At 70.0% G+C, this 24,339-nt stretch carries 21 protein-coding genes and 2 pseudogenes; 10 read left to right on the top strand and 13 right to left on the bottom strand.

Annotated features, from left to right (window positions below; translation table 11 throughout):
* Positions 1 to 416: 416 nt before the first annotated feature.
* A pseudogene (locus ACFWXC_RS16540) lies at positions 417 to 608 on the top strand (DUF4291 family protein); the annotation flags it as partial.
* A 213-nt stretch (positions 609 to 821) separates the two neighbouring features.
* Here the strand turns inward: ACFWXC_RS16540 and ACFWXC_RS16545 are convergent.
* On the bottom strand, positions 822 to 2,150 hold the full coding sequence (locus ACFWXC_RS16545; protein ID WP_384479203.1) for a vanadium-dependent haloperoxidase: 1,329 nt from the start codon (positions 2,148 to 2,150) through the stop codon (positions 822 to 824).
* 489 nt (positions 2,151 to 2,639) lie between these two features.
* On the opposite strand from ACFWXC_RS16545, the gene ACFWXC_RS16550 reads away from it, so the two are divergent.
* Complete coding sequence (locus ACFWXC_RS16550) at positions 2,640 to 3,314, top strand: hypothetical protein (RefSeq protein ID WP_384479205.1); 675 nt, start codon at positions 2,640 to 2,642, stop codon at positions 3,312 to 3,314.
* 30 nt (positions 3,315 to 3,344) lie between these two features.
* Here the strand turns inward: ACFWXC_RS16550 and ACFWXC_RS16555 are convergent, their stop codons facing one another.
* Complete coding sequence (locus ACFWXC_RS16555) at positions 3,345 to 4,460, bottom strand: hypothetical protein (RefSeq protein ID WP_384479207.1); 1,116 nt, start codon at positions 4,458 to 4,460, stop codon at positions 3,345 to 3,347.
* Positions 4,461 to 4,612: 152 nt separating this feature from the next.
* Here ACFWXC_RS16555 and ACFWXC_RS16560 point away from each other — a divergent pair.
* Positions 4,613 to 4,719, top strand: a pseudogene (locus ACFWXC_RS16560) (DUF4291 family protein); the annotation flags it as partial.
* 158 nt (positions 4,720 to 4,877) lie between these two features.
* Here the strand turns inward: ACFWXC_RS16560 and ACFWXC_RS16565 are convergent.
* The 4 genes from ACFWXC_RS16565 to msrA all read right to left on the bottom strand — a co-directional run bounded on the left by ACFWXC_RS16565 (position 4,878) and on the right by msrA (position 7,668).
* Positions 4,878 to 5,486, bottom strand: a complete 609-nt coding sequence (locus tag ACFWXC_RS16565; RefSeq protein ID WP_384479209.1) for a flavin reductase family protein — start codon at positions 5,484 to 5,486, stop codon at positions 4,878 to 4,880.
* A gap of 236 nt (positions 5,487 to 5,722) precedes the next feature.
* Positions 5,723 to 6,478: a hypothetical protein gene (locus ACFWXC_RS16570; RefSeq protein WP_384479211.1), complete on the bottom strand. Its 756-nt coding sequence runs from the start codon at positions 6,476 to 6,478 to the stop codon at positions 5,723 to 5,725.
* Positions 6,479 to 6,661: 183 nt separating this feature from the next.
* Positions 6,662 to 7,000, bottom strand: a complete 339-nt coding sequence (locus ACFWXC_RS16575; RefSeq protein WP_384479213.1) for a hypothetical protein — start codon at positions 6,998 to 7,000, stop codon at positions 6,662 to 6,664.
* A gap of 155 nt (positions 7,001 to 7,155) precedes the next feature.
* The gene (gene msrA, locus ACFWXC_RS16580) at positions 7,156 to 7,668 is read right to left on the bottom strand and encodes a peptide-methionine (S)-S-oxide reductase MsrA (RefSeq protein WP_384479214.1); all 513 of its coding nucleotides are present in this window, start codon (positions 7,666 to 7,668) and stop codon (positions 7,156 to 7,158) included.
* Between the two features lie 484 nt (positions 7,669 to 8,152).
* Here msrA and ACFWXC_RS16585 point away from each other — a divergent pair, with 484 nt between their 5' ends.
* Positions 8,153 to 9,259 carry a serine hydrolase domain-containing protein gene (locus tag ACFWXC_RS16585; protein WP_384479216.1) on the top strand — a complete coding sequence of 369 codons (1,107 nt, stop codon included), beginning with the start codon at positions 8,153 to 8,155 and terminating at the stop codon, positions 9,257 to 9,259.
* Positions 9,256 to 10,059 (top strand): hypothetical protein, encoded by an 804-nt coding sequence (locus ACFWXC_RS16590; protein ID WP_384479218.1) that lies wholly within the window; start codon positions 9,256 to 9,258, stop codon positions 10,057 to 10,059. Before ACFWXC_RS16585 ends, ACFWXC_RS16590 begins: the two co-directional genes overlap by 4 nt.
* Here ACFWXC_RS16590 and ACFWXC_RS16595 read toward each other — a convergent pair.
* Positions 10,041 to 10,424: a VOC family protein gene (locus ACFWXC_RS16595; protein ID WP_384479220.1), complete on the bottom strand. Its 384-nt coding sequence runs from the start codon at positions 10,422 to 10,424 to the stop codon at positions 10,041 to 10,043. The two genes, ACFWXC_RS16590 and ACFWXC_RS16595, sit on opposite strands and share 19 nt — an antisense overlap.
* An 82-nt stretch (positions 10,425 to 10,506) precedes the next feature.
* Between ACFWXC_RS16595 and ACFWXC_RS16600 the strand changes: the two genes are divergently transcribed.
* From ACFWXC_RS16600 to ACFWXC_RS16610, 3 genes are all read left to right on the top strand, one after another.
* Complete coding sequence (locus ACFWXC_RS16600) at positions 10,507 to 11,583, top strand: ABC transporter substrate-binding protein (protein ID WP_384479222.1); 1,077 nt, start codon at positions 10,507 to 10,509, stop codon at positions 11,581 to 11,583.
* A complete protein-coding gene (locus ACFWXC_RS16605; RefSeq protein ID WP_384479224.1) occupies positions 11,584 to 12,576 on the top strand; it encodes a FecCD family ABC transporter permease in 993 nt (330 codons plus the stop codon).
* A gap of 170 nt (positions 12,577 to 12,746) precedes the next feature.
* Positions 12,747 to 13,787, top strand: a complete 1,041-nt coding sequence (locus tag ACFWXC_RS16610; protein ID WP_384479226.1) for a FecCD family ABC transporter permease — start codon at positions 12,747 to 12,749, stop codon at positions 13,785 to 13,787.
* Positions 13,788 to 13,797: 10 nt separating this feature from the next.
* On the opposite strand, the gene ACFWXC_RS16615 is transcribed toward ACFWXC_RS16610, so the two are convergent.
* Complete coding sequence (locus ACFWXC_RS16615) at positions 13,798 to 14,841, bottom strand: NAD(P)-dependent alcohol dehydrogenase (RefSeq protein ID WP_384479228.1); 1,044 nt, start codon at positions 14,839 to 14,841, stop codon at positions 13,798 to 13,800.
* Between the two features lie 169 nt (positions 14,842 to 15,010).
* On the opposite strand from ACFWXC_RS16615, the gene ACFWXC_RS16620 reads away from it, so the two are divergent.
* Complete coding sequence (locus ACFWXC_RS16620; protein ID WP_384479230.1) at positions 15,011 to 15,904, top strand: helix-turn-helix domain-containing protein; 894 nt, start codon at positions 15,011 to 15,013, stop codon at positions 15,902 to 15,904.
* A gap of 83 nt (positions 15,905 to 15,987) precedes the next feature.
* Here ACFWXC_RS16620 and ACFWXC_RS16625 read toward each other — a convergent pair whose 3' ends face one another.
* The 5 genes from ACFWXC_RS16625 to ACFWXC_RS16645 form a co-directional block, all read right to left on the bottom strand.
* Positions 15,988 to 19,287 (bottom strand): S8 family serine peptidase, encoded by a 3,300-nt coding sequence (locus ACFWXC_RS16625; RefSeq protein WP_384479232.1) that lies wholly within the window; start codon positions 19,285 to 19,287, stop codon positions 15,988 to 15,990.
* A 258-nt stretch (positions 19,288 to 19,545) separates the two neighbouring features.
* Positions 19,546 to 20,229, bottom strand: coding sequence for an ABC transporter ATP-binding protein (locus ACFWXC_RS16630; RefSeq protein WP_384479234.1), 684 nt, complete (start codon positions 20,227 to 20,229; stop codon positions 19,546 to 19,548).
* Between the two features lie 205 nt (positions 20,230 to 20,434).
* Positions 20,435 to 21,940 (bottom strand): ABC transporter permease, encoded by a 1,506-nt coding sequence (locus ACFWXC_RS16635; protein ID WP_384479236.1) that lies wholly within the window; start codon positions 21,938 to 21,940, stop codon positions 20,435 to 20,437.
* Between the two features lie 135 nt (positions 21,941 to 22,075).
* Positions 22,076 to 23,320, bottom strand: a complete 1,245-nt coding sequence (locus ACFWXC_RS16640; protein WP_384479238.1) for an Ig-like domain-containing protein — start codon at positions 23,318 to 23,320, stop codon at positions 22,076 to 22,078.
* 223 nt (positions 23,321 to 23,543) lie between these two features.
* A complete protein-coding gene (locus tag ACFWXC_RS16645) occupies positions 23,544 to 23,888 on the bottom strand; it encodes a hypothetical protein (RefSeq protein ID WP_384479240.1) in 345 nt (114 codons plus the stop codon).
* Positions 23,889 to 23,997: 109 nt separating this feature from the next.
* Between ACFWXC_RS16645 and ACFWXC_RS16650 the strand changes: the two genes are divergently transcribed.
* A complete protein-coding gene (locus ACFWXC_RS16650; RefSeq protein ID WP_384479242.1) occupies positions 23,998 to 24,315 on the top strand; it encodes a hypothetical protein in 318 nt (105 codons plus the stop codon).
* Positions 24,316 to 24,339: the final 24 nt, after the last annotated feature.

Consider the following 24,339-nt stretch of genomic DNA (forward strand, 5'->3'; position numbering starts at 1 on the left):
TACACCGGGGGGTGGTCTGGGGCGCCGGGGGGGGCCTCACCGCCTCCCCCCGGCCCGGCCCCCCGGCGGGGGGCGGCCCCCGCCGCCCCCGCGGGCCCCCCCACGGGCCCCGGGCGCACCGGCATCCGGCGACCGTCCTCGCGTCGTCCAGCGACGATCCACGTCGACGGCAGACCGCCAGTACGAGGGCACGGGCAACACCGTGGTGCGGGCGGATACGCGCGGCCTTCACACGCGGCCTTGGGGTGCAGCGCCCGGGGGCAGTGGTGGCGGTTCGGGGACCGAGCGACGACCGTCAGCCGGTCTCCGGCGCCTGAGGCGGTCACGGACCACACGGCAGCACGGGCTCGCCGGGACCCGGGCAGGCCGCCGCAAATCAGTGGCCGCCCGACCGAGCCGACCGCACGCTGTACGCCATGGAACAACCGCTACGCGGGATTCGCGCGGCCTACGCCGAGTCCACGATCACCGTCTACCAGGCGTACTCGCCGGAGATCGGACTGCCCGCCGCCCGCGAGGGCCGCTTCCCCGGCATGTGGAAGCGGGACCGCATGACCTGGGTCACAAAGCCGCGTTCACAGCCCTTTTCCTGGAGTGACTGCCCCTGCTGAGCTGCCGGGCGCGCTGCTCCAGTTCGAGTCGTAGTCCCCAAGCAGCCGCTCCGGGCCGCCCGAGTCGCACGTGCCGCGGAGGATGCACTCCCCGTCCCCGCTCGGGATCTGTCGGAGCGGCCAATGCCGCAAGGGAAAGGTCTACCCGCTGATCCCTCACGGCAGGACCGGAAGCCCGGCTCGACGCCGGGTCCTCTTCGGCTCTGTGGTTCAGTCGCTGTCGTCGCCGCACTTCGGCTCGGCGAGCCTGTCCTGCCGAGCGGGTCGAGTCGGAGGGGACGACTGGGTGCCGTTCTTGGCGACCGGCTGGAAGTAGTGGTCCAGCGCCCAGGCCGCCACGTGGGCGCCGGCCCGGCAGCCGGCCACGTCCGCCGTGCGGGAGTGGACGCCGCCCCACACCCGGGCGTCGACGACGTCCCGGTTGAGGTCGTCGGCGGACCCGTAGAACCGCGTGGTGCCGGTGACCTCGGAGGGAAGGTAGAGATCGATGTGCGAGGTGCCGAGAACTTCCGTCAGGGCGCGTGCCACGGCAGCGGCGACGGTCGTATGGCCGGCGATGTAGTCCGGGTGTGGTGGGGTGAGGAGCAGCGGCTCCCACGCCGGATCTGCCGTCGTCGCGGGGTTGCCGTCGGTGTCGGCGAGGCGGATGGCGGTGATCGGCCGCCAGGAGCCGTAGTGGAACTTGGCGTCCCATGCCGTGACGACGGCGTCGGTCGCCGACGCGTTGACCGCGGCGAACAGCCGGGCCGTCGCGGCGATGCCGAGCCGGTGCCGGGCGGCGTGGTCTCGTACGCCTGTCTGGACCTGTTCGACCAGGTTGCCGCTGAAGAAGAGCGCGGTCTCGGTCTGCTGCGCGCTCCTGCCCGAGCCGGTCTTCGCACCCATGGCCTTCAGCTCCTGGACATCCTCGGCGTAACCGGCCGAGGAGAGGGCGGGTGGTCCGCCGGGGCGAAACTGCTGCGGGGAGGCGAGCAGGAGGGGGCGGAGCCTTGCGAGCCAGGTGTCGATGAAGGGCTGGAACGCGGGCGGGGTGGGCCGCCAGACCCCCGGCGCCGGGGAAGCGGTGAAGGGAACGTCCGCGAACCTTCCGTCCCCTTCGCGGAGTTCGATGATGCGGGCGGCGGCGCGCTTTCCATAGTCAACGCCCCGGTCTCTGGCCTGACCGGCCGGAAGAGCGGCGAGCGAGTCCGCGTAGGCGGTGTCGAGCCGCTCCTTGAAGGCGGGGAAGTAGGTGAGCAGCACGTCGTGGGCCGCAGTGGCGGCGGCCGCCGCGGAGGATGCCTTGGCCGGACCGCGCTCGCGCCATTTGTACAGGGCATAGCCGCCTTCGATCCCCACCACGGCGTTGTACACGGCGACGGAGACGAACCCCTCCCAGATCGCTGCCTGCCCGGAGGGGCGTGGGCCGAGACTGGTCTTGATCGTGTCGGAGGCGACGGCGTTCCACTCGCGGACCACGGCCGCCGGGTCCGCCGCGGGCCGGGCGTCCGCGTCGGGGGGACTTGTCGCGGCGGTGAGCGTCACGAGGGCGATGGCCACGACGGCGCTGACGAATCCCCGGACACGTGAACGCGGAGGAACGGGAAGAGGGGGATCTTGATACACGACGTCCTCGCTAGAGTTGAGTGCCCAAGGCTTAGCAACGGCCCACTTCGCGATCAAGACAACTCGCCGCGAACCGGGCAGGTCCGGGCCTCGCCCCGTTCCTGGCCCCGGCGAACCGCGCTGCAAGGGGCAGGGCTGCGAACCTGCCCGCCCGCCTCGACACCGGGATCCGGCCGCAAGGCCGCCTGGCAGCGTCCGATCGAGCGATCATGCTTGCTCGCCCACCTCGGTGAGCGTGACCGTGACCGGAGGTCCCCGATCCGCTGAACGTGCGCCGGATCGGTGGGTTGGCGTCAAAGGTCTGTGAGCACGGCTTGACCTGAGTCATCAAGCAGCGTTTACAGCCCGCAAGAACCAATGCCTACGCGCTGGAACGAGGTCACCTTCGGGCCGGCCTGTCGAGGCGAGGATCATGGGCCCGTGATGAAGTGGACGAAGGAGACGCCCCCGGGCGGGCAGTCCGATCATGAGCCCGAGCTCTCGGCCTACCAGCGGGCGATGCGGAACCGGCTTCTCGCGGCCCCGGTGGTGCCCGCGCCCGAACCCTGGCGGCTCGTCTTCGAGTACGAGTACGGCGTCCCTGTCGGCGGACTGCTCGGGATCGGCTTCGCGACGGATCCCGCCACCGGCCACGATCTGGTGATGGTCGTCTCCTCCGACGGGCACGGTCTCTTCGACGCCGTCACCGGCGAGAAGATCGCCAGGGACCGCGACCCCGCTCCCGAGGACAGCACCCCCGACGCCGTCGCCGACCTGTCCTGCCCCGGGCTGGGACCGATCACCGGAAGCCGCGTACACATCGCCGGGCTCTTCGGCGGTGGGCTGCACACCACCACCGAAGACGGCTGGACCCTGGAAGTCGTCACCCCGGCCTGGCCGAACGAACGGGTCCTGCTGTCCGGCGACGGCGGGCTCCCCCACACAGGTCCGCACGGAGAGGAGTGGTGGCACATCTTCCACTCGAACTACTCCACATTCCGTGCAGCCGGCTTCTCCCCCTCCGGCCGAACGATCGCCGTAGCGACGAGCAGCGACCTCTCCCTGTGGACCCGTGGAGCGAACACCGGCACCAGCCGCTCCAGCAATACCGAGACCTGACCGCAAGGGCGGCAGCAGGGCCGTGCCGCGTCAGCCGTCGAAGCGGATCCACTTGAGCGGCGGGCCGCCTAGTGGGGCAAGAGCGGCACGGTGGGTTGCACCGGCCCAGACACTGAAACCGGCGTCACCACGCTCGTCCAAGACATGCAGAACGAGTCCTGGAGCCACGTAGAAGCGCGTGGGGAACGCAGCGCAGAAAGGCCGCAGAGGCACGGGGAGAAGCCCTTCGGTGAGTCGGTCGAGCTGCTGTTTCGTGACCTGGTCGCACAGAGCCACGTACTCCGCACCCATGGAAGCCTCATAAAGCGAGAACTGCATGAGGAAGCCGCTGAGTGGTTCCTGCTCGGCGATCGGAGGTTCGTCGTACTCACGGAACCAGACGGTCGGATCGGTTTCGGGGCCATCGAGCGTCCACAGCAGCGACCAGAAGAACCCTCCCTGGTTCTCTTCGCCGAAGACGAGCATCTCCCCCTTGGGATCGGTCTGAAGCTCGGAAAGGGGAAGGAGTCGATTCTGCACTCCCAGGCAGCGAGGGCGGTGCTGTGCCAGCCGGTAGAACTGCCCTAGTCCGTCAGGAAGATCCAGGGGAGGTGCCTGCACTGGAGGTCGTTCGGCAGTCTCGGACGCAGCGGGATACCAACCGGTGATGAACTGTTCGAGCGCGCCGGCTCGGTCGCCGTTCACCTGTTCGAGCCATTCCAGGTTCGGCAGATCCGCCGGCGGGAGGGGAGGGCGGACGCGGTCCAAGTCGGGCTTGCTCAGCGGTGAAGCGAGTCGAAGCGCACAGTCGGTGAGGACGTGTTCGTTGGAGCCTGGACGGAGTACCGTGCCGGCCCGGGTCACGGATCCGGTGCCCAGGTACACGAGGCCTTCCGAGGCCCGGACCGTCAGGTGAAAGGGCAACTTCCTGTCATCTGTGCCCCACTCCCAGGGCTCTTCCACGAGCCGTTTTCTGACGGGCGTTGGCGCAGGGCCTACCAGACGGACCTCGTCGGCGTTCCACACGCAACTCCTGTCGAGGACATCCCCGGCTTCCACGATGATCAGTGTCCCGGCATCTCCGACAACAACTGTGGCGCTCCCGAAGGTGAAACACTCCCGGGCCGCCGTGCCACCGCAGAGCGCGTACGCCCACTCGTCGTCCACGAGTGACATGGGAGGTATCCCATGAGAATGATCAACCATGTGCACATCTTCCTCGCCGATCCGACGCCGGTTGCCCACGTGCCGGGCGTCGCCTGGCAGCAGCGCCTCAAGAGGTTTGTGAACGAGGCTTGACCTGGATCAAGCCGTCATTCGACCGAGCCGCCTGGCAACGTCAGCTGAAGCGTGCGCCCGCCCGCGTGCAGTGGGACCCCGAGCGGGACCTGCACCTCCAGCCCTGCCGTACCGGTCCTTGCAACTGGACGGGCGTCAAGCCGAGCGGCCGGTCGGGGACGAGCTCGGGGGTGTTCTGCCCGACAGGCACCGGCCCTGTTCCGATCGCGGGATGGACACCGGCGCCCGCTTCGAGCGGTCAGGCGCGCCGCGGTGAGCGAGGTGCTCGCCCGTGCCGGACCTCGGTCAGTCGGCGCCGGGCTCCTCGTAGGGGATGCGGCTCAGGTGCAGGACCGAGCCCAGAGTGCCCCATTCATCGCCGCCGAGCTTGGTGAGCGGGCGCAGCAGCTCGCTGTTGGGACGATCGTCGACGATGTATTCCTCGTCCGCCGCGGCACGGACCACCCGTCCGAAGACCAGAGTGGAGTTGCCCATGCGGAGCGTGGTGTGTGAACGGCACTCCAGAATCACATGGGAGGAAGCCACTCTGGGGGGCCGCACGCATTTGCTTTCCTCCCGCTCGACACCTGCGGTGTCGAATTCGCTGACCGACCGGGGGAAGTCGATGGCGGTGGCGTTGATCAGCCCCAGCAGCGGTTCGGACGAGAAGTTGACGACGAATTCCCCGGTGTCCTCGACGTTGCGGAGGGAGTCCTTGCGTCCGATCGAGGTGAACTGGACGATCGGGGGATCGGTGCTGGCGATGCTGAAGAAGGAGTGCGGGGCGAGGTTTTCGGTTCGTCCGTCCGAGGTGATCGTGGAGACCCAGGCGATGGGCCGGGGAACGACGACCGAAGTCAGGAACCGGTAAAAGGCAGTGCTCCCCATTGTCTCGGGATCGAATTCAATGCGCATGCGTTCCAGTATTTGACCCCGCCGCGCTCGGGGCACCTTCAGGCCACGGTCATGGGTGAGCGGGCTTCCGGGTGGGCCCGCCGAGATCCCGATTGCCAAGGAGCTGCCGCTCGGGGTCCCGGCGGACAAGGACGCCGGAGCCAAGGCCGGGGCCGAGGCCGAGGCCCGGGCCCGGGCCGGCTGCCAAGATCGTCCGTCATGTGTCCGGGTCAGCGAGGCCGGCCCAACGCACGTGACTACGATCGCTGCGACATCGCCAGCTTGTTCAGCTGTGTCCTGATGATCTCATCCGGTACGGCGGCCGGACTCTCGCCTTCTGACCCTCGGGGGCGGTTGAACTCGTAGAACATGGCGACCGTCGCCCCTTGCCGAACGGCCACCACCGCGTAGGGAACTCGGACGGGCTCGTCGTCCTCAGTGTCCGCCGCAAGTTGGGTGAGCCGCAGGGACACGGATTCATCGCCGTAGCCGGGGTCGGGCTGGAGTGCGGTCTCGTCGTACCGGAAGCGCACCCCGATGTCCATGAAGGTCTTGCACCGCTCGGCGGCCGTGCGGAGTGCGTCGATCACCCGCGCGGCATCCCCGGCGCCGTGCGACGCAAGGATCACGGTTGCTCCGGGACGGTGCTTCTTCGAGAAAACCATCCGGCCGATGCGCGCGGTGGCTGCGAAGCCGCTGCTTCCCCCCAGTGCCTGAACGACGGGCGCGCATTCGGCAGGATCCGCCGTCCTGTGAGACGCCCCGGGAGCCGCCAGGGTCTGTTCGACCTCGTAGCCGTCAAGATCCGCGTCCGTGATCGCCGCCCGCTCCAGGTCCGCCTTGCCCAACGGCTTGCCCAACGGCGTGTCCTCCGCGCCGGCCGTCCTGGTCCCTTCCGCCGTTGTGCCTGCCCGGGAGCCCTGCCCCGACTCGCATGCGGCGAGCGTGAAGAGGGTCATGAGCATGGCAATAGCAATGCCGAGCCGTGATTGGCGAACCACTGTCTTCCCCACCCGATTGACTGAATGAGCGCGCGCAGGTTCCCGCCGGCTCAGAAGTTCGGCCCGAGCCCTCCACCCCGGCTCGAAGCATCACGCAGCACAGTAGATCGTCGGATCGGGACGCGGGACGGATCTTGGGGCCGAGAGGCGACGCGAGGACGGAGCCCGGCTGCCAAGCCGGCGCAGGAACCTGTCCTACGCAGCGGAGGCCAGCAGCACCAGGAGCAGCAGAATCAGCCGCAGCACCGAGACCGCTCGACCGCCTTTCACCGTCTCCGGACGATTCTCACGCCGCAGTACCGCACACCCTGTGCCGACGAGTGACATGAGCAGGAGGATCGCTGAGCCGATGAGCAACAGGTCGGAGGGCTGAGGCAGGATCGGGCCTGGTTCCGCCGGGTCGATCTGGTTCTGTGTCGACCACGCGACGAGCAAAGCGGCAAAGTAGCAGGTCAACAGGAGATCCAGCAGCAGGACGACCAGCCAGGTCCCGTCCGGACCGAACCTTCGCGTCTTTCCGCCCGCGCCCGCCACGGGGTGGATCGTAGCGCCACCGGCGCACGGCGGGGCGCTGCGCGCACCCGGGCCCGCAGGCACCGGCACGGCCCGGCTGCCGGGCGTCGGCCGGTCGGCCTCCGCCCTGCGCGCCGGGCCGTGTCGTGGTCAGCTCTCCGGGTCAGCTCTTCGTGTCAGCCCTGCGTGCGGGCCGGGAGTCGCCAGCCCGGGCGCGGGAAGTGGCAGGTGTAGCCGTCCGGGTAGCGCTCCAGGTAGTCCTGGTGCTCGGGCTCGGCCTCCCAGAACGGGCCGACCGGCTCCACCTCGGTGACGACCTTGCCCGGCCAGAGTCCGGAGGCGTCCACGTCCGCGATGGTGTCCTCGGCGATCCGCTTCTGCTCGTCGTCCACGTAGTAGATCGCCGAGCGGTAGCTGAGGCCGATGTCGTTGCCCTGGCGGTTCTTGGTGCTCGGGTCGTGGATCTGGAAGAAGAGCTCCAGGATCGCGCGGTAGTCGGTCTTCTCGGGGTCGAAGAGGATCTCTATGGCCTCCGCGTGCGTGCCGTGGTTGCGGTACGTCGCGTTCGGCACGTCACCCCCGGTGTATCCGACCCGGGTCCCCGTCACGCCCGGGAGCCGGCGGATCAGGTCCTGCATCCCCCAGAAGCATCCGCCCGCCAGCACGGCCCTCTGCGTCTGCGCAGCCATTACGGACCCTCCAATTTCTGTCAGCTCGGTCACTCGGGCTGTTCGGCTCGCACATCACCGGCGTCCCGCGCCCACTCCCCACAACGCGCGAGGGCCCCGGGCGATTCCGCACCCGCCCGAACACCCGACGGTCGGCGTCACGGGCCCGCCGGAGTGAGGGTCGAGCCCGCCGGCCGCCTGCCACCGTTGCCGTCGTCCGTATCGTGCCCCCGTTCGACGCGCCGCAGGCCGCCGGGGGCCGATCGGCCGTCCGGAACGACCATCGCTCGTCAGGGGGAACACCGACGGAGTGGTGGCGGTCGGCCACGGACGATACGAGGTCCATGAAACGGACGCCCTGCGCACCGGCTCCCTTGCGCTGACGGACGGTTGCTTCGATCTCCGCTACGGACGGTTGCTTCGATCTCCGCACCGACGGACTCGGCCGTGCCGGCTCCGGGAATTGGGTTGCGTTCGCCGTGTGCCGGCGGGCTGAATGGCCCGTATGGCCGACATTCATGGCTCCTACGACGAGTTGTTCGCCGCTGTGCCCACCATGCTCTCCGGACTGCTGGACGAGGGGGACGTGGGAGGCGCCGTCGCCGTCTTCGTGGACGGGAAGGCCGTCGTCGACGTGTGGGGCGGGTTCGCCGACGCGGGGCGGAGTGTGCCGTGGGAGCGGGACACGATCGTCAACGTGTTCTCCGTGACCAAGACGATGACCGCGTTGTGCGCGCTCGTCCTGATCGACCGGGGTGAACTGGATCCCGACGCGCCGGTCGCCCGGTACTGGCCCGAGTTCGCCGCGGCGGGGAAGGACGGCGTGCTCGTACGGCATCTGCTGTCGCACACCGCCGGGCTGCCCGACTGGGAGGGGCCGATAGAGGAGCTGTACGACTGGACGTCGGCCACGGCCCGGCTCGCCGGGACGGCTCCGCAGTGGCAGCCGGGGACGGCGGCCGGGTATCACTCGCTCACCCAGGGGTTCCTCGTGGGTGAGGTGGTGCGCCGGATCACCGGGCGGAGCCCGGGCGAGTTCTTCGCCGCCGAGGTGGCCGGGCCGCTGGGCGCCGACTTCCACATCGGGCTGAGTGCCGAGCACGACCGGCGGGTGGCGCTCACCGTGCCGCCGCCGGGCAAGGACGAGGACTACGCGGCCGCCGCACGGGACAGCGACGCGAAACGCGCCGGCGTGGCCACCCTGCGCGTCCGCGACGGCAACAGCCTCGCCTGGCGACGCGCCCAGATCCCCGCGGCCAGCGGCTTCGGCAACGCCCGCTCCATCGCCCTCGTGCAGTCCCTGCTCGCCTGCGGCGGAACCGTCGGCGAGGTGCGGGTGCTGTCGCCTGCGGGGTGCGAACGGGCCCGGGAGGTGCAGTTCGACGGTGACGACCGCGTCCTCGGCATGCCCTCCCGGTACGGCCTGGGCTACGGCCTCTTCGGGAGCGCCCTCGGCTGGGGAGGCTGGGGCGGCGCGCTGGTCTGGGTCGACCCGGACGAGCGGATGGCGCTCGCCTACGTGACCAACCAGATGCGCGAACCGGCGACCGACAACCGGGCGATCGAGCTGGTCATGGCCGCGCAGGACGGACTCAAGGGCCTGCGCGGGTGACCGCGCCGCACCGCCGTCAAGGCGAACCCCGGGCCCTGACCGGCGGAGTCTTCCTCGTCGGCGGGGGCTGGGAGGCGCCGGAGGTGTACGGGCCGCTGCTGCGGGCGGCGGGCGGGGGCAGCCGTCGTATCGGGTGCCTGATCGTCGACGAGGGGGACGGGGAGGAGCAGTTCGCGCGGTACGCGGGGGCGTTGCGGGCCGCCGGGGAGTGCGATCCGGTGCCGTTGCTCGTGCCGGTCGGTGAGCGGTTCCAGCCGGATCCGCTGAAGGACGCACTGGACGGACTGGACGCGCTGGACGGGGTGCTGGTGTGCGGTGGGCTCACGCCCGCCTATCAGGACGCGTTCGCGGGCTGTCCGGAACTGCTGCCCGACGTGCTCGCCGAGCACGGCATCCCCTACGCCGGGTTCTCCGCGGGCGCCGTTCTCGCCGCCCGGCGGGCCGTAGTGGGCGGTTGGCTGGTGGACGGCGTGCCGGTCTGTCCGCCGGACACCGCCGAGGACCTGGACGAGGTCGAGGTCCGGCCCGGCCTCGGCCTGGTGCCCTTCGCGGTGGAGGTGCACGCGGCGCAGTGGGGGACGCTGGCCCGGCTGGTCGCGGCCGTGTCGCACGGCCGGGTGCCGTACGGCGTCGCGATCGACGAGAACACCGTGCTGACGGTGACGGACGAGCGGGGCCTGGTCGGCGGGCGTGGGCGCGTGCATCTCGTACGGCCGTCCGGCGGTGACGGGGCGGGTGCGGTCGTACGGTCGTACGTGCCCGGGGAGTCCGTGCCGCTGGGTCAGCCGCCGCTGCCGTAGGGCCGGGTGAGGATTTCCAGGCGGTGGCCGTTGGGGTCGTCGAAGTAGGTGCCGCGGCCGCCGTCGTTGGTGTTGATCTCGCCGGGGCGGCTGTGGGACGGGTCGGCCCAGTAGGTGAGGCCGGTGTCCCGGACGCGGGTGAAGATCTCGTCGAAGTCGTCCTCGGAGACCAGGAAGGCATAGTGCTGCGGCGGGATGTTCCCGGGGCTCTCCATGTAGTCGAGGGTGACGCCGTTCGGCAGGGCGACCGGGACGAACGGGCCGTATTCCGGGCTGACTTCGAGGCCGAGGATGTCGGCGAGGAACCTTGCCGACGTGTGCTTGTCGTGTGCGGCGACGATGGTGTGGTTCAGGTTCACGGTCATCGTGGGACCTCCTCCTGTCCAACGTACTCCCGGCACCGGTTAAGGTAAGGCTTGCCTTAACCACTGATCGGGAGACCTGGCTGTGCGTGCGTCGAGAATGAAGGCCGTCCTGGCCGTGTCCGCCGTGTCCGTGGTGGGCGGCCTGCTGGCCGGCTGCGGCTCCTCCGCCACTGACAACGATGCCGGTGCGTCGCATGCCGACGGAACCGTCAACAAGGTCTCCGGTGCCTCCGAAGGCCCCTCCGCCGCGCCGAGCGCCCTCGCCGACGGCATGGGTTCGGACAACGAGACCGACGGCCTCTTCCCGCGCACGGTCACCCACTTCGAGGGCAGGACCACCATCAAGGCGCAGCCGAAGCGGATCGCGGTGCTCTCCACCGGGCAGCTCGACGACCTGCTCACCCTCGGCATCGTCCCGACCGCCGGCACCCGCGCCGAGAACGCCGGGCTCGTCCCCGACTACCTGGCCGACGCCTTCCCGCAGAACAAGAAGCAGCTCGCCGCGATGACCGACGTGGGCACCCGCAACGCGCCCAACCTGGAGTCGCTGGCGGCCGCCAAGCCCGACCTGATCCTGGTCAACGACTCGCTCGGAGACTTCTACCCCCAGCTGTCGAAGATCGCGCCCACCGTGGTCACCGCCGGCCAGGGCATCAACTGGAAGCGCGACCTGCTGCTGGTCGGGGACGCCGTCGGCAAGGGGCAGGAGGCGCAGGAACTCCTCGACGACATCGTCGGCAACGCGAAGAAGAGCGGCACCGCTCTCGACCCGTCCACCACCGTGTCCATGGTCCGCTTCACGCCCGACCGCACCCGGATGTTCGGCGTCTCCTCCTTCACCGGCTCGATAGCCGTCGACATGGGCCTCTCCCGCCCCAAGTCCCAGCAGTTCAACGCCATTTCGCAGGACATCAGCGCCGAGAAGGTCGATGTCGCCGACGGTGACTGGATCTTCTACTCCGTGCAGGGCGACGCCGCCAAGACCGACGCGGCTGGGGGCACCCCCTCTGGGGGAACCCTGGCCGGGCCGCTGTGGAAGTCCATGAAGGCGGTCAAGGCCGGTCACACCGTGCAGGTCGACGACGACCCCTGGTACCTCAACGCCGGTCCCACGGCCGCGCGTCTGGTCGTACGACAGCTCGCCGAGCGCCTCCGGTAAGTGCGCCGCGCCCTCGTCTGGCCGACGGCCGCCCTCGTGGTGGCCGTCGTCGCCGTACTCAGCCTCGCCGTCGGCACCCGTGCCGTACCGCCGGCCACGGTGTTCGACGCCCTGCTGCACGGCGGGAACTCACCCGACGCGCTCGTGGTGCGCTCCCTGCGGCTGCCCCGCACCGAGATCGGCCTCACCGCGGGCGCCGCGCTCGGTCTCGCCGGCGCCGCGCTCCAGGCGGTCACCCGCAACCCGCTCGCCGACCCCGGCATCCTCGGGCTGAGCCAGGGCGCGGCGGCGGGGGTCGTGCTCGCCATCGTCCTCGGCGGCTCCGCGTACGGCTTCGGGGCGTACGTCTGGTACGCCTTCACCGGCGCCGTCCTCGCCGCGTGCCTGGTGTACGGGATCGCCTCGCGCGGGCGGGGCGGGGCGTCCCCGGTGAAGCTGGCGCTGGCCGGTACGGCCCTGTCCGCGATGACCGCGGGGGCGACGACGGTCGTCCTCACCTCCAGCTCCGCCACGCTGGACGAGTTCCGGTTCTGGCAGGTGGGGGCGCTCAGCGGGCGGGACGCGGGGACGGTCGTACGGATGCTGCCGTTCCTGGCGGTGGGGGCGGGGCTGGTGCTGGCCTGTGCCAGGGGGCTCGACGCGCTGGCGCTGGGCGACGAGACGGCTCGGGCGCTGGGGCACCGGGTGCATGTCGTACGGGGGTGTGCGGCGCTGGGGGCCACGCTGCTGACCGCTTCCGCGGTGGCGGCGGCCGGGCCGATCGCGTTCGTGGGGCTGGTGGTGCCGCATCTGGCGCGGCGGGTGGTGCGGTCCGGGGGGTATGCGCGGGTGCTGCCGCTGTCGGGGCTGCTGGGGGCGGGGCTGTTGCTCGCCGCGGACGTCCTGGGCCGGGTGGTCCGTGCTCCGGCGGAGGTGCCGGCCGGGGTGATGACGGCGCTGGTGGGGGTGCCGGTACTGGTGGCGCTGGTACGGAGGAAGGGGGCCGTGGCGTGAAGTGGCGGGAGCGGGGGGTGTCGCTTACCGGCGCTGGCAGGGTGCCGCCCGCGCCCACCCGTGCCGCCCCAGCGGCACGACTGCCCGCGGCTGAAGAGGAACGGCAGGCGAATCGCCCCGTCAGGGGCGCGGGGAACTGCGCGACCAGCCCCCACCGGCCCGCAGGGACCGTGCTGCGCCCTCACCGGCCCGCAGGGACGTTCGTGCTGCGCCCGCACCCCCGTTTCTCCCTCCTCCTCCACAGGCGGTCAATGATCGTCGCCCTCGCCCTGCTCCTCGGCCTCCTCCTCGCCATGGCCGCCTCCGCCTCTCTGGGCCAGACCTACATCCCCCCGGCCGACGTCTGGCGCACCCTCCGCGGTGACCCGACCCCCTACGACCTGGTCGTAGGCGAGCTGCGGGTCCCCCGGATCGTGCTCGGCGCCCTCGTCGGCGTCTGCCTCGGGCTCGCCGGGGCGCTCGTGCAGACCGTCACCCGGAACCCGCTCGCCAGCCCGGACGTCATCGGCGTCGGGCACGGCGCCGCCGCCGCGACCGTGCTCGCGCTGGCCACCGGGGCCGTCGCCGCGCCCGGCGCGATGCCGCTCGTGGCCGTCGGCGGCGGACTGGCCGCCGCCGCTCTCGTGTACGCCCTCGCCTGGCGGCACGGCATGCAGCCCAGCCGCTTCGTGCTCACCGGCGTCGGTATCGGCGTCGCGCTGTCCGCCGTCGTCCAGCTGTATCTCACCGACAGCGAGCTGGACGCGGCCGAGCAGGTCAAGCTCTGGCTGACCGGCAGTCTGAACGGGCGCGGGTGGGACCAGGCCGGCCCACTCGCCGTCGTACTCGTCCTCGCCCTGCCGGGGCTGGTGTGGGCGGCCCGGGCCGCGCGGCCCCTCGGTCTCGACCCCGACACCGCCGCCGCCCTCGGCCTCCCCGTCGACCGGGCCCGCCTCGGCCTCACGCTCCTCGGCGTGGTGCTCGCCGCCACCGCCACCGGGGCCGCCGGGCCGATCGGGTTCGTCGCGCTGACCGCACCGCAGCTGGCCCGGCGGCTCACCCGCACGCCTCAGCTGCCGCTGGTCTGCTCGGCGCTGACGGGCGGCCTGGTGCTGGTGACCGCCGACCTGGTGGCCCGCACCCTGGTACCTCCGCTGGAGATCCCGGTGGGTGCGCTCACCTCCCTGGTCGGCGGTCCCTACCTGCTCTATCTCCTCGGCCGACGGAAGTGACCCGGAGGAGTCAGATCGTCGCCGTGTCGATCACGAAGCGGTAGCGGACGTCGCTGTTGACGACCCGCTCGTACGCCTCGTTGACCTGGTCCGCGTTGATCAGTTCGATCTCGGCGCCCAGGCTGTGCTCGGCGCAGAAGTCGAGCATCTCCTGGGTCTCCTGGATACCGCCGATGCCGGAGCTGCTCAGGACGCGGCGGTTGCCGAAGACGGAGGAGAGCAGGATGTGCACCGGCTCCTCCGGGATGCCGACGTTCACCATCGCGCCGTCGGTGCGCAGCAGCGACAGGTACGCGTCGAAGTCGAGCGGCGCCGACACCGTGTTGAGGATGATGTCGAACGTGCCCTTGAGGTCCTCGAAGGTCTTCGGGTCGCTGGTCGCCCGGTAGTCCGTGGCGCCGAGCTTCAGGCCGTCGTCCTTCTTGCGGAGCGACTGGGACAGGACGGTGACCTCCGCGCCGAGGGCGGCGGCGATCTTGACGCCCATGTGCCCCAGGCCGCCCAGGCCGACCACGGCGACCTTCTTGCCGGGACCCGCGTTCCAGTGCTTCAGGGGCGAGTACGTGGTGATGCCGGCGCACAGCAGCGGCGCGGCGACGTCGAGGGAGAGGCCGTCGGGGATGCGGACGACGTAGTTCTCGTCGACGACGATCTTCTGCGAGTAGCCGCCGTAGGTCGGCTGCCCGTCCTTGCCGACGGCGTTGTACGTCCAGGTGGGACCGCCACCGGTGCAGTACTGCTGGAGACCGGCCTTGCAGTTGTCGCACTCGCGGCAGGAGTCGACCATGCAGCCGACGCCCACCCGGTCCCCCACCGCGTACTGGGTGACACCCGGGCCGACCTCGGAGACGACACCCGCGATCTCGTGACCGGGCACCATCGGGAAGATCGCCGTACCCCAGCCCTCGCGGGCCTGGTGGATGTCGGAGTGACAGATACCGGCGAACTCGATGTCGATCAGGACGTCGAATTCACCGACCGCGCGCCGCTCGATCGTGGTCCGCTCCAGCGGGGCCTTCGCGGCGGGCGCGGCGTAAGCAGCAACAGTGGTCATGAGGGGGGTTCTCCTAGGGGTGTATGCGTACCCGGTCGCCTTCTCCCGGGCACCCGTCCAGGCTCCTCCACGCTACGTCCGCCACCCAGCCCTCGCCTCTGCGTACGTCTGGCGTGCCTACCACTGGCGGGATCAGGTTCCCGTGCGTACGACCGTGAATACTGGAGGTATGGAAGAGCAGCCCCCGACCTCCCCCTCCCCGCCCCTGGACCGGCGTGCCGAGCTCAGCGAGTTCCTGCGCACCCGGCGGGCCCGGCTGCGCCCCGGTGACGTGGGGCTGCCGGACTTCGGGCGGCACCGCAGGGTGCCGGGCCTGCGGCGCGAGGAGCTGGCCCAGCTGGCCGGGGTGTCGGTGGCGTACTACACGCGCCTCGAACAGGGCAACGGGCGGAACGTGTCGGCGGAGGTACTGGACGCGATCGCCCGGGCGCTGCGGCTCACCGACGCCGAGCACGCGCATCTCATGCACCTCGCCAAGGGCAAGCAGCACAAGAAGAAGGCGTCGGCGCGGCCGCAGCAGGTGCGTCCGGCGCTGGGTCAGCTGCTGGAGGCGATGGACGGTGTGCCGGCGTACATCGGGGGGCGCCGCTCGGACATCCTGGCGTGGAACGGGATGGCGGCGGCGGTCTTCGGTGACTGGTCGGAGCTGCCGGTCACGGAGCGCAACTGGGCGCGGCTGGTGTTCCTGCGGCCCGAGTACCGCGATCTCTTCGTCGAGTGGGAGCAGAAGGCGATCGACATCGTCTGCCTGCTGCGCATGGACGCGGGCTGCTTCCCCGACGACACCCGGCTGTCCGCGCTGGTCGGCGAGCTCTCGGTGAAGAGCGAGGAGTTCCGCCGGCTGTGGGCGACGCACGACGTCAAGGAGAAGAGCCACGGAGTGAAGCGGCTGCACCACCCCCTGGTGGGCGAGCTGTCCCTCAGCTACGAGTCGTTCCGGATGCCGGACGACCCGGACCAGTCCCTGGTCACCTATCACGCGGAGCCGGGCTCGGCATCAGCACAGGCGCTGCGGCTGCTGGCCAGCTGGGGCACGGACGCGACCCGGGTCGCCGCCCCCTGACCTGACCCCGGGCAGGGGAACGGCCCGCCGGAAGCCGCGCTTCCGACGGGCCGCTCGCTGTGGGTCCACTCAGCGGCTACGGCTCACTTGGCGTAGTACGCGTTGTAGATCGAGACCGTCGACTTGTTGCCCTTCTTGTCGGCGATCTTGGCGTGGAACGAGATGGCCTTGCCCTTGGCCGGGTTCTTGACGGTGATCTTGCCGTGGCTGACCGTCAGCTTCTTCCAGGTCTTGCCGTAGTCGTACGACACGTAGACCGAGAGGGACTTCAGGTTGCGGCCGGCGGCCGAACCCTCGACGGCGACCGGGAAGGTGACCGTCTTGCCCGCCTCGACGCGGCTGTCCGACCCGGTGTTGGCGCCGAAGTGGACGGTGGAGGCCGGGAGCTTGGCCGGGATGCCGCCGGTCGGCTTCTTCGAGTGGAAGGTCCAGCTCGCGTCGATCCGCGTGGAGGCGGCGGCGACCTTGACCGAGCGGATGACCGAGGTGGTCAGCTTGTACTCGGCGTCGGCGGACGGCACGGTGAAGGCGTCGCCGCCGAACAGCGGGTCCTTGTTGGAGCCCACCTTGGTGCCGTTGCGGTACAGGGTGGTGTTCACCGACAGGAAGTCGGAGGACCCGGCGTGCTTGGCGCTGTCGGAGAACAGCGGGATGAAGCCGGAGATCTGGTTGGCGTCGCGGTACAGACCGAACTCGCTGGTCAGATGCGGGCCGAAGATCGCCCTGTTGAAGGTGTTCTGATAGCTCTTGCCCGCCTTGTAGAGCTGCGGGTCGCTCGTGTAGAAGGCGTCGGCGATCGGCAGGCCCTGGGCGTCATGGCCGCTGAACTGGGTGAAGTCGAAGCCCCACAGGGCGCCGTCGACGGTGGAGACGTGGACGGTGCGGGTGCTGGGCAGCTTCTGCTCCACGGCACCGCCCATCACCATGTCCTCACCGACGATGCCCCACGGGCTGACCGAGCCGGTCTTGCCGGGAGCGGAGCCGCCGAGGCTGTTCTTGACCGTGGCGAGCTCGCCGGCCTTGAAGTGCCGGACCTTGTCGCCCTGGATCTTCTTGACCTGGGCGCTGGTGGCGACGTCGTACTCCTCGCTCGCGCCCTTGGTGAACTGGCCGCTCCAGGTCTGGGTCAGACCGCTCGCGACCTCGCCGCCCAGCGGAGCCATCCGGATCTTGTCGAAGGTGTCGAAGCCGACCCCGAACCCGATGCCCGCCGGGTCGTACATGTAGTCGACCGTCGCGAAGGCCGGCTTCGCCTGCGCGTCCGGCACGGTGATGTCGGCCGCCTTGGTGGTGCGGGCGTCGACGGTGACCGTGAGGTCCTGGGTGACGCTCAGCTTGGGCTGGACCAGCCAGTCGATGCCGCCGTCGAAGGTGGTGAAGTCCTTCGCGATCCAGGCGTCGAGCAGGTACGTGCCCTTCGGCACCCGGATCGTGGCGGTCCCGGAGTCGGCGGTCGGCACGGCGTAGGCGTGGCCGTCGCCGAGGCCCGAGTAGCCCACCAGGCCGGTGTCGTAGAGACCGGTCGGGTTGCCGTCGCGCCCGATGTGCTTGACGGTGACGCTGTACGACTGCACCTCACGCTGCACCGCGGCCGCCGTACGGACGCTCTGGCCGTCGCCGGTCGCCGTGACGTACGCCGAGTAGGCGCCGTCCAGGGTGCCGCCCAGCTTGGTGTTCACGGTGACGTCGACGGCGGCCGTGCCGCCCGCCGGGACGGTCACCTTGGTGGCGCCCAGCTTGAAGAAGCCGGCCGGGGCCGCCGCGCCCTTGGGGTCGGTACCGCTCGCCGAGAGGCTGAGGGTGACGTCCTTGGTGCCGAGGTTGCGGTAGGTGAGCTGCTTGGTGACCGGGGTGTCGTCGGTGTGCGGCCACTGCTGCAGACCGAAGCTCACCGACACCGGGTCGGCGACCACGGTCTGCTTGATGGCCTTGTCGACGGCGATACGGCCCGAACCCTGCTCGAACGGCGTGTACTTGCCGCCCTTGGCAGAGCCGGTCAGCGCGGCCTTCAGCTGCTGGTAGCCCCAGTCGGGGTGCTCCTGCTTCAGGATCGCGGCGGCGCCGGCGACATGCGGGGTCGCCATCGACGTACCCGAGATGGTCAGGTAGCCGGGCGGGTTCTCGCCGACCTCCTGGTCGATGAGACTGCCCTTGGCCGCGGCCGCGGTGATGTCGACGCCGGGCGCGGTGACGTCCGGCTTGATGGTGCCCTCGGCGCTGGGACCGGTGGAGGAGAAGTCGGCGAGCTTGTCGTTGCCGTCGACGGCGCCGACGGTGAGCGCGGCGTCCGCGCTGCCCGGCGAACCGATGGACTCGGGACCCTCGTTGCCCGCGGCGATCGCGAACAGGATGCCCTTCTCGTTGGAGAGCTTGTTCACCTCGGCTTCGAGCGGGTCGATGTCCGGGGTGTCGTAGCCGCCCAGGCTGAGGTTGACGACATCGGCGCCCTGGGCCGCCGCCCACTCCATGCCGGCCAGGATGCCGGAGTCGTCACCGGAGCCGGTGTCGTCCAGGACCTTGCCGTTGAGGATCTTCGCGCCGGGCGCGACACCGGTGTACTTGCCGTGCGACTTGGCGCCGGTGCCCGCCGCGATGGACGCGACGTGCGTGCCGTGGCCGAAGTGGTCCGAGGCGTCGGCCGCCGTGGTGAAGTTCTTGGACTCGACCACCTGGTCCTTGAGGTCGGGGTGGGTGCTGTCCACCCCGGTGTCCAGGACGGCGATCTTGACGCCCTTGCCGTTGTAGCCGGCCGCCCACGCCTTGGGGGCGCCGATCTGCGGCACGGACTTGTCGAGGCTGGCCTTGCGGACGCCGTCGAGCCAGACGTGCGCGATGCCGGCGGCGGTCTTGTCCCCGTTGGTGACCGCGTCCCACAGCTCCGGCGTGTCCTTGACCGGGGTCTGCACGGCGTCGGCGTTGAGCGTCCTGAGGCTGTGCCGCAGGGTGCCCGCGTCACGGACGTCGGCCTTGGCGGCGCCGGCGGCGCCCTGGTACCCGACGATGACCTTCAGGCCGTTCTTCTGGGCCTTGCGGGTCGTGGCCTTGTTCAACTCGGTGACGTCGAAGAGCCGTTGGTCCAGCTTGCCCGAGGAGACCAGCCGGACGGCGTCACCCGGGACGACGAGGGTGTGCCCGTCGGACTTGCGGATCTGGAAGGGTATCTGCTCGCGTCCCGCGGCCCGCTCCAGGCCGACGACCCGGCCCTTGGCGTCGAGGGCGACCCGGTCACCGGTGATCAGGGTGACATGGTGCCGGCCGGCGATCGACGAGGCGGCGGCCGCGGCGGCGCGCTGTTCCGGCTTCGCCGACGCCGGGCTGGTCATGCCTGCGGCGAGGGCGACGGCTGCCGCCGTGGCCACCGTGGCCGCGGCAGCTCTTTTCACTTGTCTGCGCAAGACTCCCCCTGGGAGACGGTGTACCGGGCGAATTCCCCATTCACCCGGCCGGGGGCAGTCCCGTACGCATATACGTCAACCCCCCGGAATACGGAGTATGCCGGGGGGCGATCAGCGGGCTCAATAGATGAGAGACCGGTAAGAGATGTACAGGAGAACTGTTACGCGCCGGGGCAGACACTGTTACCCAACTGCGCGGTTGTGCGCGGGAGTTCGGTGTTAGGCACCGTCAGCCCGTGACGCACCTCACGCGCCCGCGTTCTCCTTGACGGTGATCTTGCCCTTGCGGATGGTCGCCAGCCGCGGGGCCTTCTTCGCGATCGCGGAGTCGTGGGTGACCATGATGAAGGTCAGCCCGTGCTCCTTCCACATGCGCTCGAGTACGTCCATGATCTCGTCGCGCATGCCCTCGTCGAGGTTGCCGGTGGGCTCGTCGGCGAGCAGCACCTTGGGCTGCTTGACGAGAGCCCGGGCGATGGCGACGCGCTGCTGCTGGCCGCCGGACATCTCGCCGGGGAGGTGGCCGAGGCGCTCGCCGAGACCGACCGACGTCAGCGCCTCGGCGGCGCGTTCCCGCCGTTCCTTGGCCTTGACGCCGAGCGGGACGAGGGCGGTCTCGACGTTCTCCTGGGCGGTGAGCGTCGGGATCAGGTTGAAGGACTGGAACACGAAACCGATGTTCTCGCTGCGGACCCGGGTCAGCTTGGTCTCGGAGAGCTTGGCCAGGTCGGTGCCGTCCAGGACGATTTCGCCGGAGGTCGGCCGGTCCAGGCCGCCGAGCATCTGCAGGAGGGTGGACTTGCCGCCGCCGGTGGGGCCCTGGATGACCAGGCGGTCGCCGTCGGAGATGGTGAGATCGATGCCGTCGAGGGCGCGGACGGTGTCCTTGCCGCGGGAGTAGAGCTTGGTGACGCTTCTGAGTTCGTACATGGTGACTCCTGGGAGGGTTCTGGGGTGGGGCGGGTGCGTTGTCGGCCGCGGGCCGGTGGGGGTTGTTCGCGCAGTTCCCCGCGCCCCTGACGGGGCCCGTCGTAGCTGCGGGCAGTCGTGCCGCTGGGGCGGCACGGGTGGGCGCAGCGGCACCCTGCGAGCGCCGGTAAGTGACACCCCCCGCCCCAGCCACAACCGACGCCGGCTACTCCACGCGCCGCAGCGCGTCCGCAGGCCGCAGCCTCGACGCCCGCCAGCCGCCGAACGCGCCCGCGATCAGGCCGCCGGCCACCGCCAGCCCCACCGCGACCGCGATCGTCGTCACGCTGACCGGTGCCGTCAGGGCGACCTCCAGCGTCTTCGCGGCCTGCCGCCCGCCGCCGAAGCCACCGCCACCACCGCCGCCGCCGAAGCCGCCCCCGCCGCCGGGAGCGCCGCCGGCGTTGCCGCCGCCACCGCCACCGCTGCCGAGGGAGGCGTCCAGGGTCGGACTGATCTCGGTGACGACGTATGCGCCCGCCAGCCCGAGCGCGATACCGAGCGCGCCGCCGACCAGGCCGTTGACCATGGCCTCGCCGATGACCTGCCCGGTGACCCGGCGGGACTTCCAGCCCAGCGCCTTCAGCGTGCCGAACTCGCGGACCCGGCGGGAGACCGCCGAGGAGGTCAGCAGTCCGGCGACCAGGAACGCGGCCACGAGCACCGCGATGGAGAGCCACTTGCCGACGTTGGTGGCGAGCGAGGACGCCGTGGAGAGGGAGCCGGAGACGGTGTCCGCGAGGTCGGCGGAGGTGGTGACCGTCGTACCCGAGACGTTCTTCTGGATGGTCGACTTGACGGCCGAGATCTGCTTGGAGTCGGTCGCCTTGACGTAGATCGTGGTGACCTTGTTCTTCTCGTCGGCCAGCGTCTGCGCCTGCTTCAGCGGCATGTAGAGGTTGGCCGCCGCGTCACCGCTGTCGGCCGTCGCGATGCCGATGATCGTGTACTTGACCTTGTTGATGGTGACGGTCGAACCGACCTTGTACTTCTTCTCCTTGGCGTACGCCGAGTCGGCGACCAGCACCTTGGCGTTCGTCTCGGTCGTCTTGAAGGTACGGCCGCTGGTGATCTTCGACGAGGTCAGCGGGCCGATCCCGGTCTGGGTGACGTCGGTGCCGTAGACCGTGTACGAGTTGACGTCGAAGTTGGCACCGCCGCCCTGGACCTCACCCTGCGGCGCGCCGGTGCCGCCGCCGTTGCCCTGGCCCTGGCCGCCCTGCTGGTTGCCGCCGGAGCCCTGGTTCTGCTGGAACTGACCCCGGGTGAACTGGCCGCTGATCTTGACCACGTTGAGGTTCAGCCCGCCGACCGCGGTCGCGACGCCCTTCTGGCCGCCGACCTTGGTGACGGTGGTGGAGGCGAGGGTGGTGAAACCCTGCACCATGACGCGGTCGCTGCTCTGCGTGCTCGACGAGCCGTTGTTCTGCGCGTCGAAGTTGAAGCGGGGCCGCTGGGAGGCGCTCGTGGTCGCCGACGCGGCCTTGGTGACGGTCATGTCCGTACCCAGGCCGTACAGCGACTGGAGGACCTTGTCCTGCGCCTTCCCCATGCCGTTGGACACGGAGTTGACCACGATGACCAGTGCGATGCCCAGCGCGAGGCCGGAGGCGACGACGAGAGCCGCCTTTCTGCGGCGGCGCAGTTCGCGCCTCAGGTAGGTGAAGAACATGACCGCAAGGTAGGGACACACCGTGATGGCTCGATAAGGCCGAAATAAGAGAAGCATGAGAAGGCTGTGGCGGGCCCCAGAAATGCCGATGCCGCCCCTGGGGGCGGCATCGGCGAGCTGTGTGGCGACTGTGCGTCAGACGGCCGAACCGGCCTTCCAGTCGGCCCAGTTCAGGTTCCAGCCGTTGAGGCCGTTGTCGGGGGCCACGGTCTTGTCACCGGTGTTGGAGATGATCACCACGTCACCGACGATGGAGTGGCTGTACACCCAGTAGGCCGGCGTACTGGTGTCGTTGGCGCCCTTGGTGTCGGACAGGCCGACACAGCCGTGGCTGGTGTTCACGGCACCGAAGATGGACTTGGCGCCCCAGTAGTTGCCGTGCAGGAAGGTGCCGGAGCTGGTGAGGCGGATGGCGTGCGGCACGTCCTTGATGTCGTACTCGCCCTTGCCGTCGCTGTCGGTGAAGCCCACGGTCGCGCCGTTCATGCGCGTCTCCTTGAACTTCTCGGACATCACCATGATGCCGTTGTACGTCTTGTTCTCGGGCGAACCGGCGGAGATCGGGATGGTCTTGACGGTCTTCCCGTCCTGGGTGATCTTCATCTCCTTGGTCTTGGCGTCGACGTAGGAGACCTGGTTGCGGCCGATGTGGAAGGTGACCGTCTTCTGCTGGACGCCGTAGACACCGGAGGCGCCCTGCACACCGTCGAGCGCCAGCTTCAGCGTGACGGTGGAGTTCTCCTTCCAGTAGTCCTCGGGCCGGCAGTCCATGCGCTGGGTGGAGAACCAGTGGCAGGCGACCTCCTGGCCGCTGCTGGAGGTGACCGTGATGCCCTTCTGGACGGCGGCCTTGTCGGTGATCTGCTTGTCGAAGTTGATCGACACGGGCATGCCGACGCCGACGGTCGAGCCGTCCTCCGGCGTGAAGGTGCCTATGAAGCTGTTGGCCGGGGAGACCGTGGTGAAGGACGCGTTCTCGTGGGCGACCAGGCCGGCGGAGTCCTTGGCCTCGGCGGCGACCTTGTAGGTGGTGGACCGCTCCAGCTGGGCGGAGGGCTTCCAGGTCGTCTTGTCCGCGGACAGGGCGCCGCTGACCGCGGTGCCGTCGCCGGTGGTCATGGTCACGCTGGTGAGCGTGCCCTTGCTGACGGTGACGGCGGCGGAGTTGTTGATGGACGCGTTGCCGGAGCCGTCCTTGGGCGTGATCGTGATGTCGGCCTTGGACGACTTCTTCGCCGCCGCCTGGTCCGACTGGGCCTGCGAGCTCTCACCGCTGCCGGACGCCTTGTCGTCGCTTCCGGAACACGCCGTGAGCACCAGCACACCGCCGAGCAGTGCGGACGCGGCCACCAGGCCCTTGCGCCGCTTACTGTCCGTCATCACACGCTTCTCCATCGTTGCCGAGTCCGCGAACACACCGAGAGTCCCCGTCAAGAACCTTCAACGCTACGGCCGCTGCGTCCCGTTCCACATTCCAGGGAGGTGTGGGGCACACCACGTCCGCCGGGGCGGCCGGTGCGGCAGGGGTCGGTCCGTGCGTTGTCCGAGACGACGAAACCCCGGACGGCGGTTGCCGTCCGGGGTCACTGGTTCCCCGGATCGTTCAGCCGATGCCGTCCTCTTCTTCGTCGCCTTCGCCATCATCCTCGTCGAGGTCCCAGTCCGGCGAATCCGGATCGTAGGAAACGTGCTCGCTGGACCAGGAGGCCTGCTGGAGCTCGACTCCGGGCACCTCACTGACCAGGTCGAACGGGTCGACCAGGTAGGCGAGTGCCTCGGCGGTGTCTTCCGTCACAGCGGTCTCGGCGTGCGCACGCTCCTCGCCGGGCAGCTCGGGGTCCTCGGCGATCCGCTGCAGCGCGGCCTTGGTGACCTCGCCGGCGTCCTCGACTTCGAGGACCAGTTCCACCCGAAGCCGTACAAAACGTGATGTCTCTGGAGTGCTCATGACCGGAGCGTACGACCGAAACCTCCCGTGACTTTCCCGTGACCCGCGATTTTCACTAACATCGCCCCACACGGCCAATTCGCCAGCGTCACAAGGGGATCGATATTCCGTGTCATCCGTTCGCCGCCCGCTGCTGACCGCCACCGCCGCAGGCACGCTCCTGTGCGCGCTGTGGTTCGTCCCGTCCGCCAACGCGTCGCAGGGCACCCCGGCGAGAACCGGCACGTCGGAGAGTACGGCGACGCACGTCACCCAGCAGGCCAAGGCGCTGTCCGAGGCCACCTCCGAGGCGACCGGGGACGCCACCCGACTCGCCGACACCGGAAGCCCGGACACCACGCCGTACGTCATCGGCGGCACCCTTTTCCTGGCCGTCGGCGCGGGGTTCGTGGTGTATTCGGTACGCCGGGAACGGCTGGAATTTTAAATAACTTGACCGGTCCTTGACCGG

Source organism: Streptomyces sp. NPDC058683 (assembly GCF_042716195.1).
Lineage (GTDB): Bacteria > Actinomycetota > Actinomycetes > Streptomycetales > Streptomycetaceae > Streptomyces.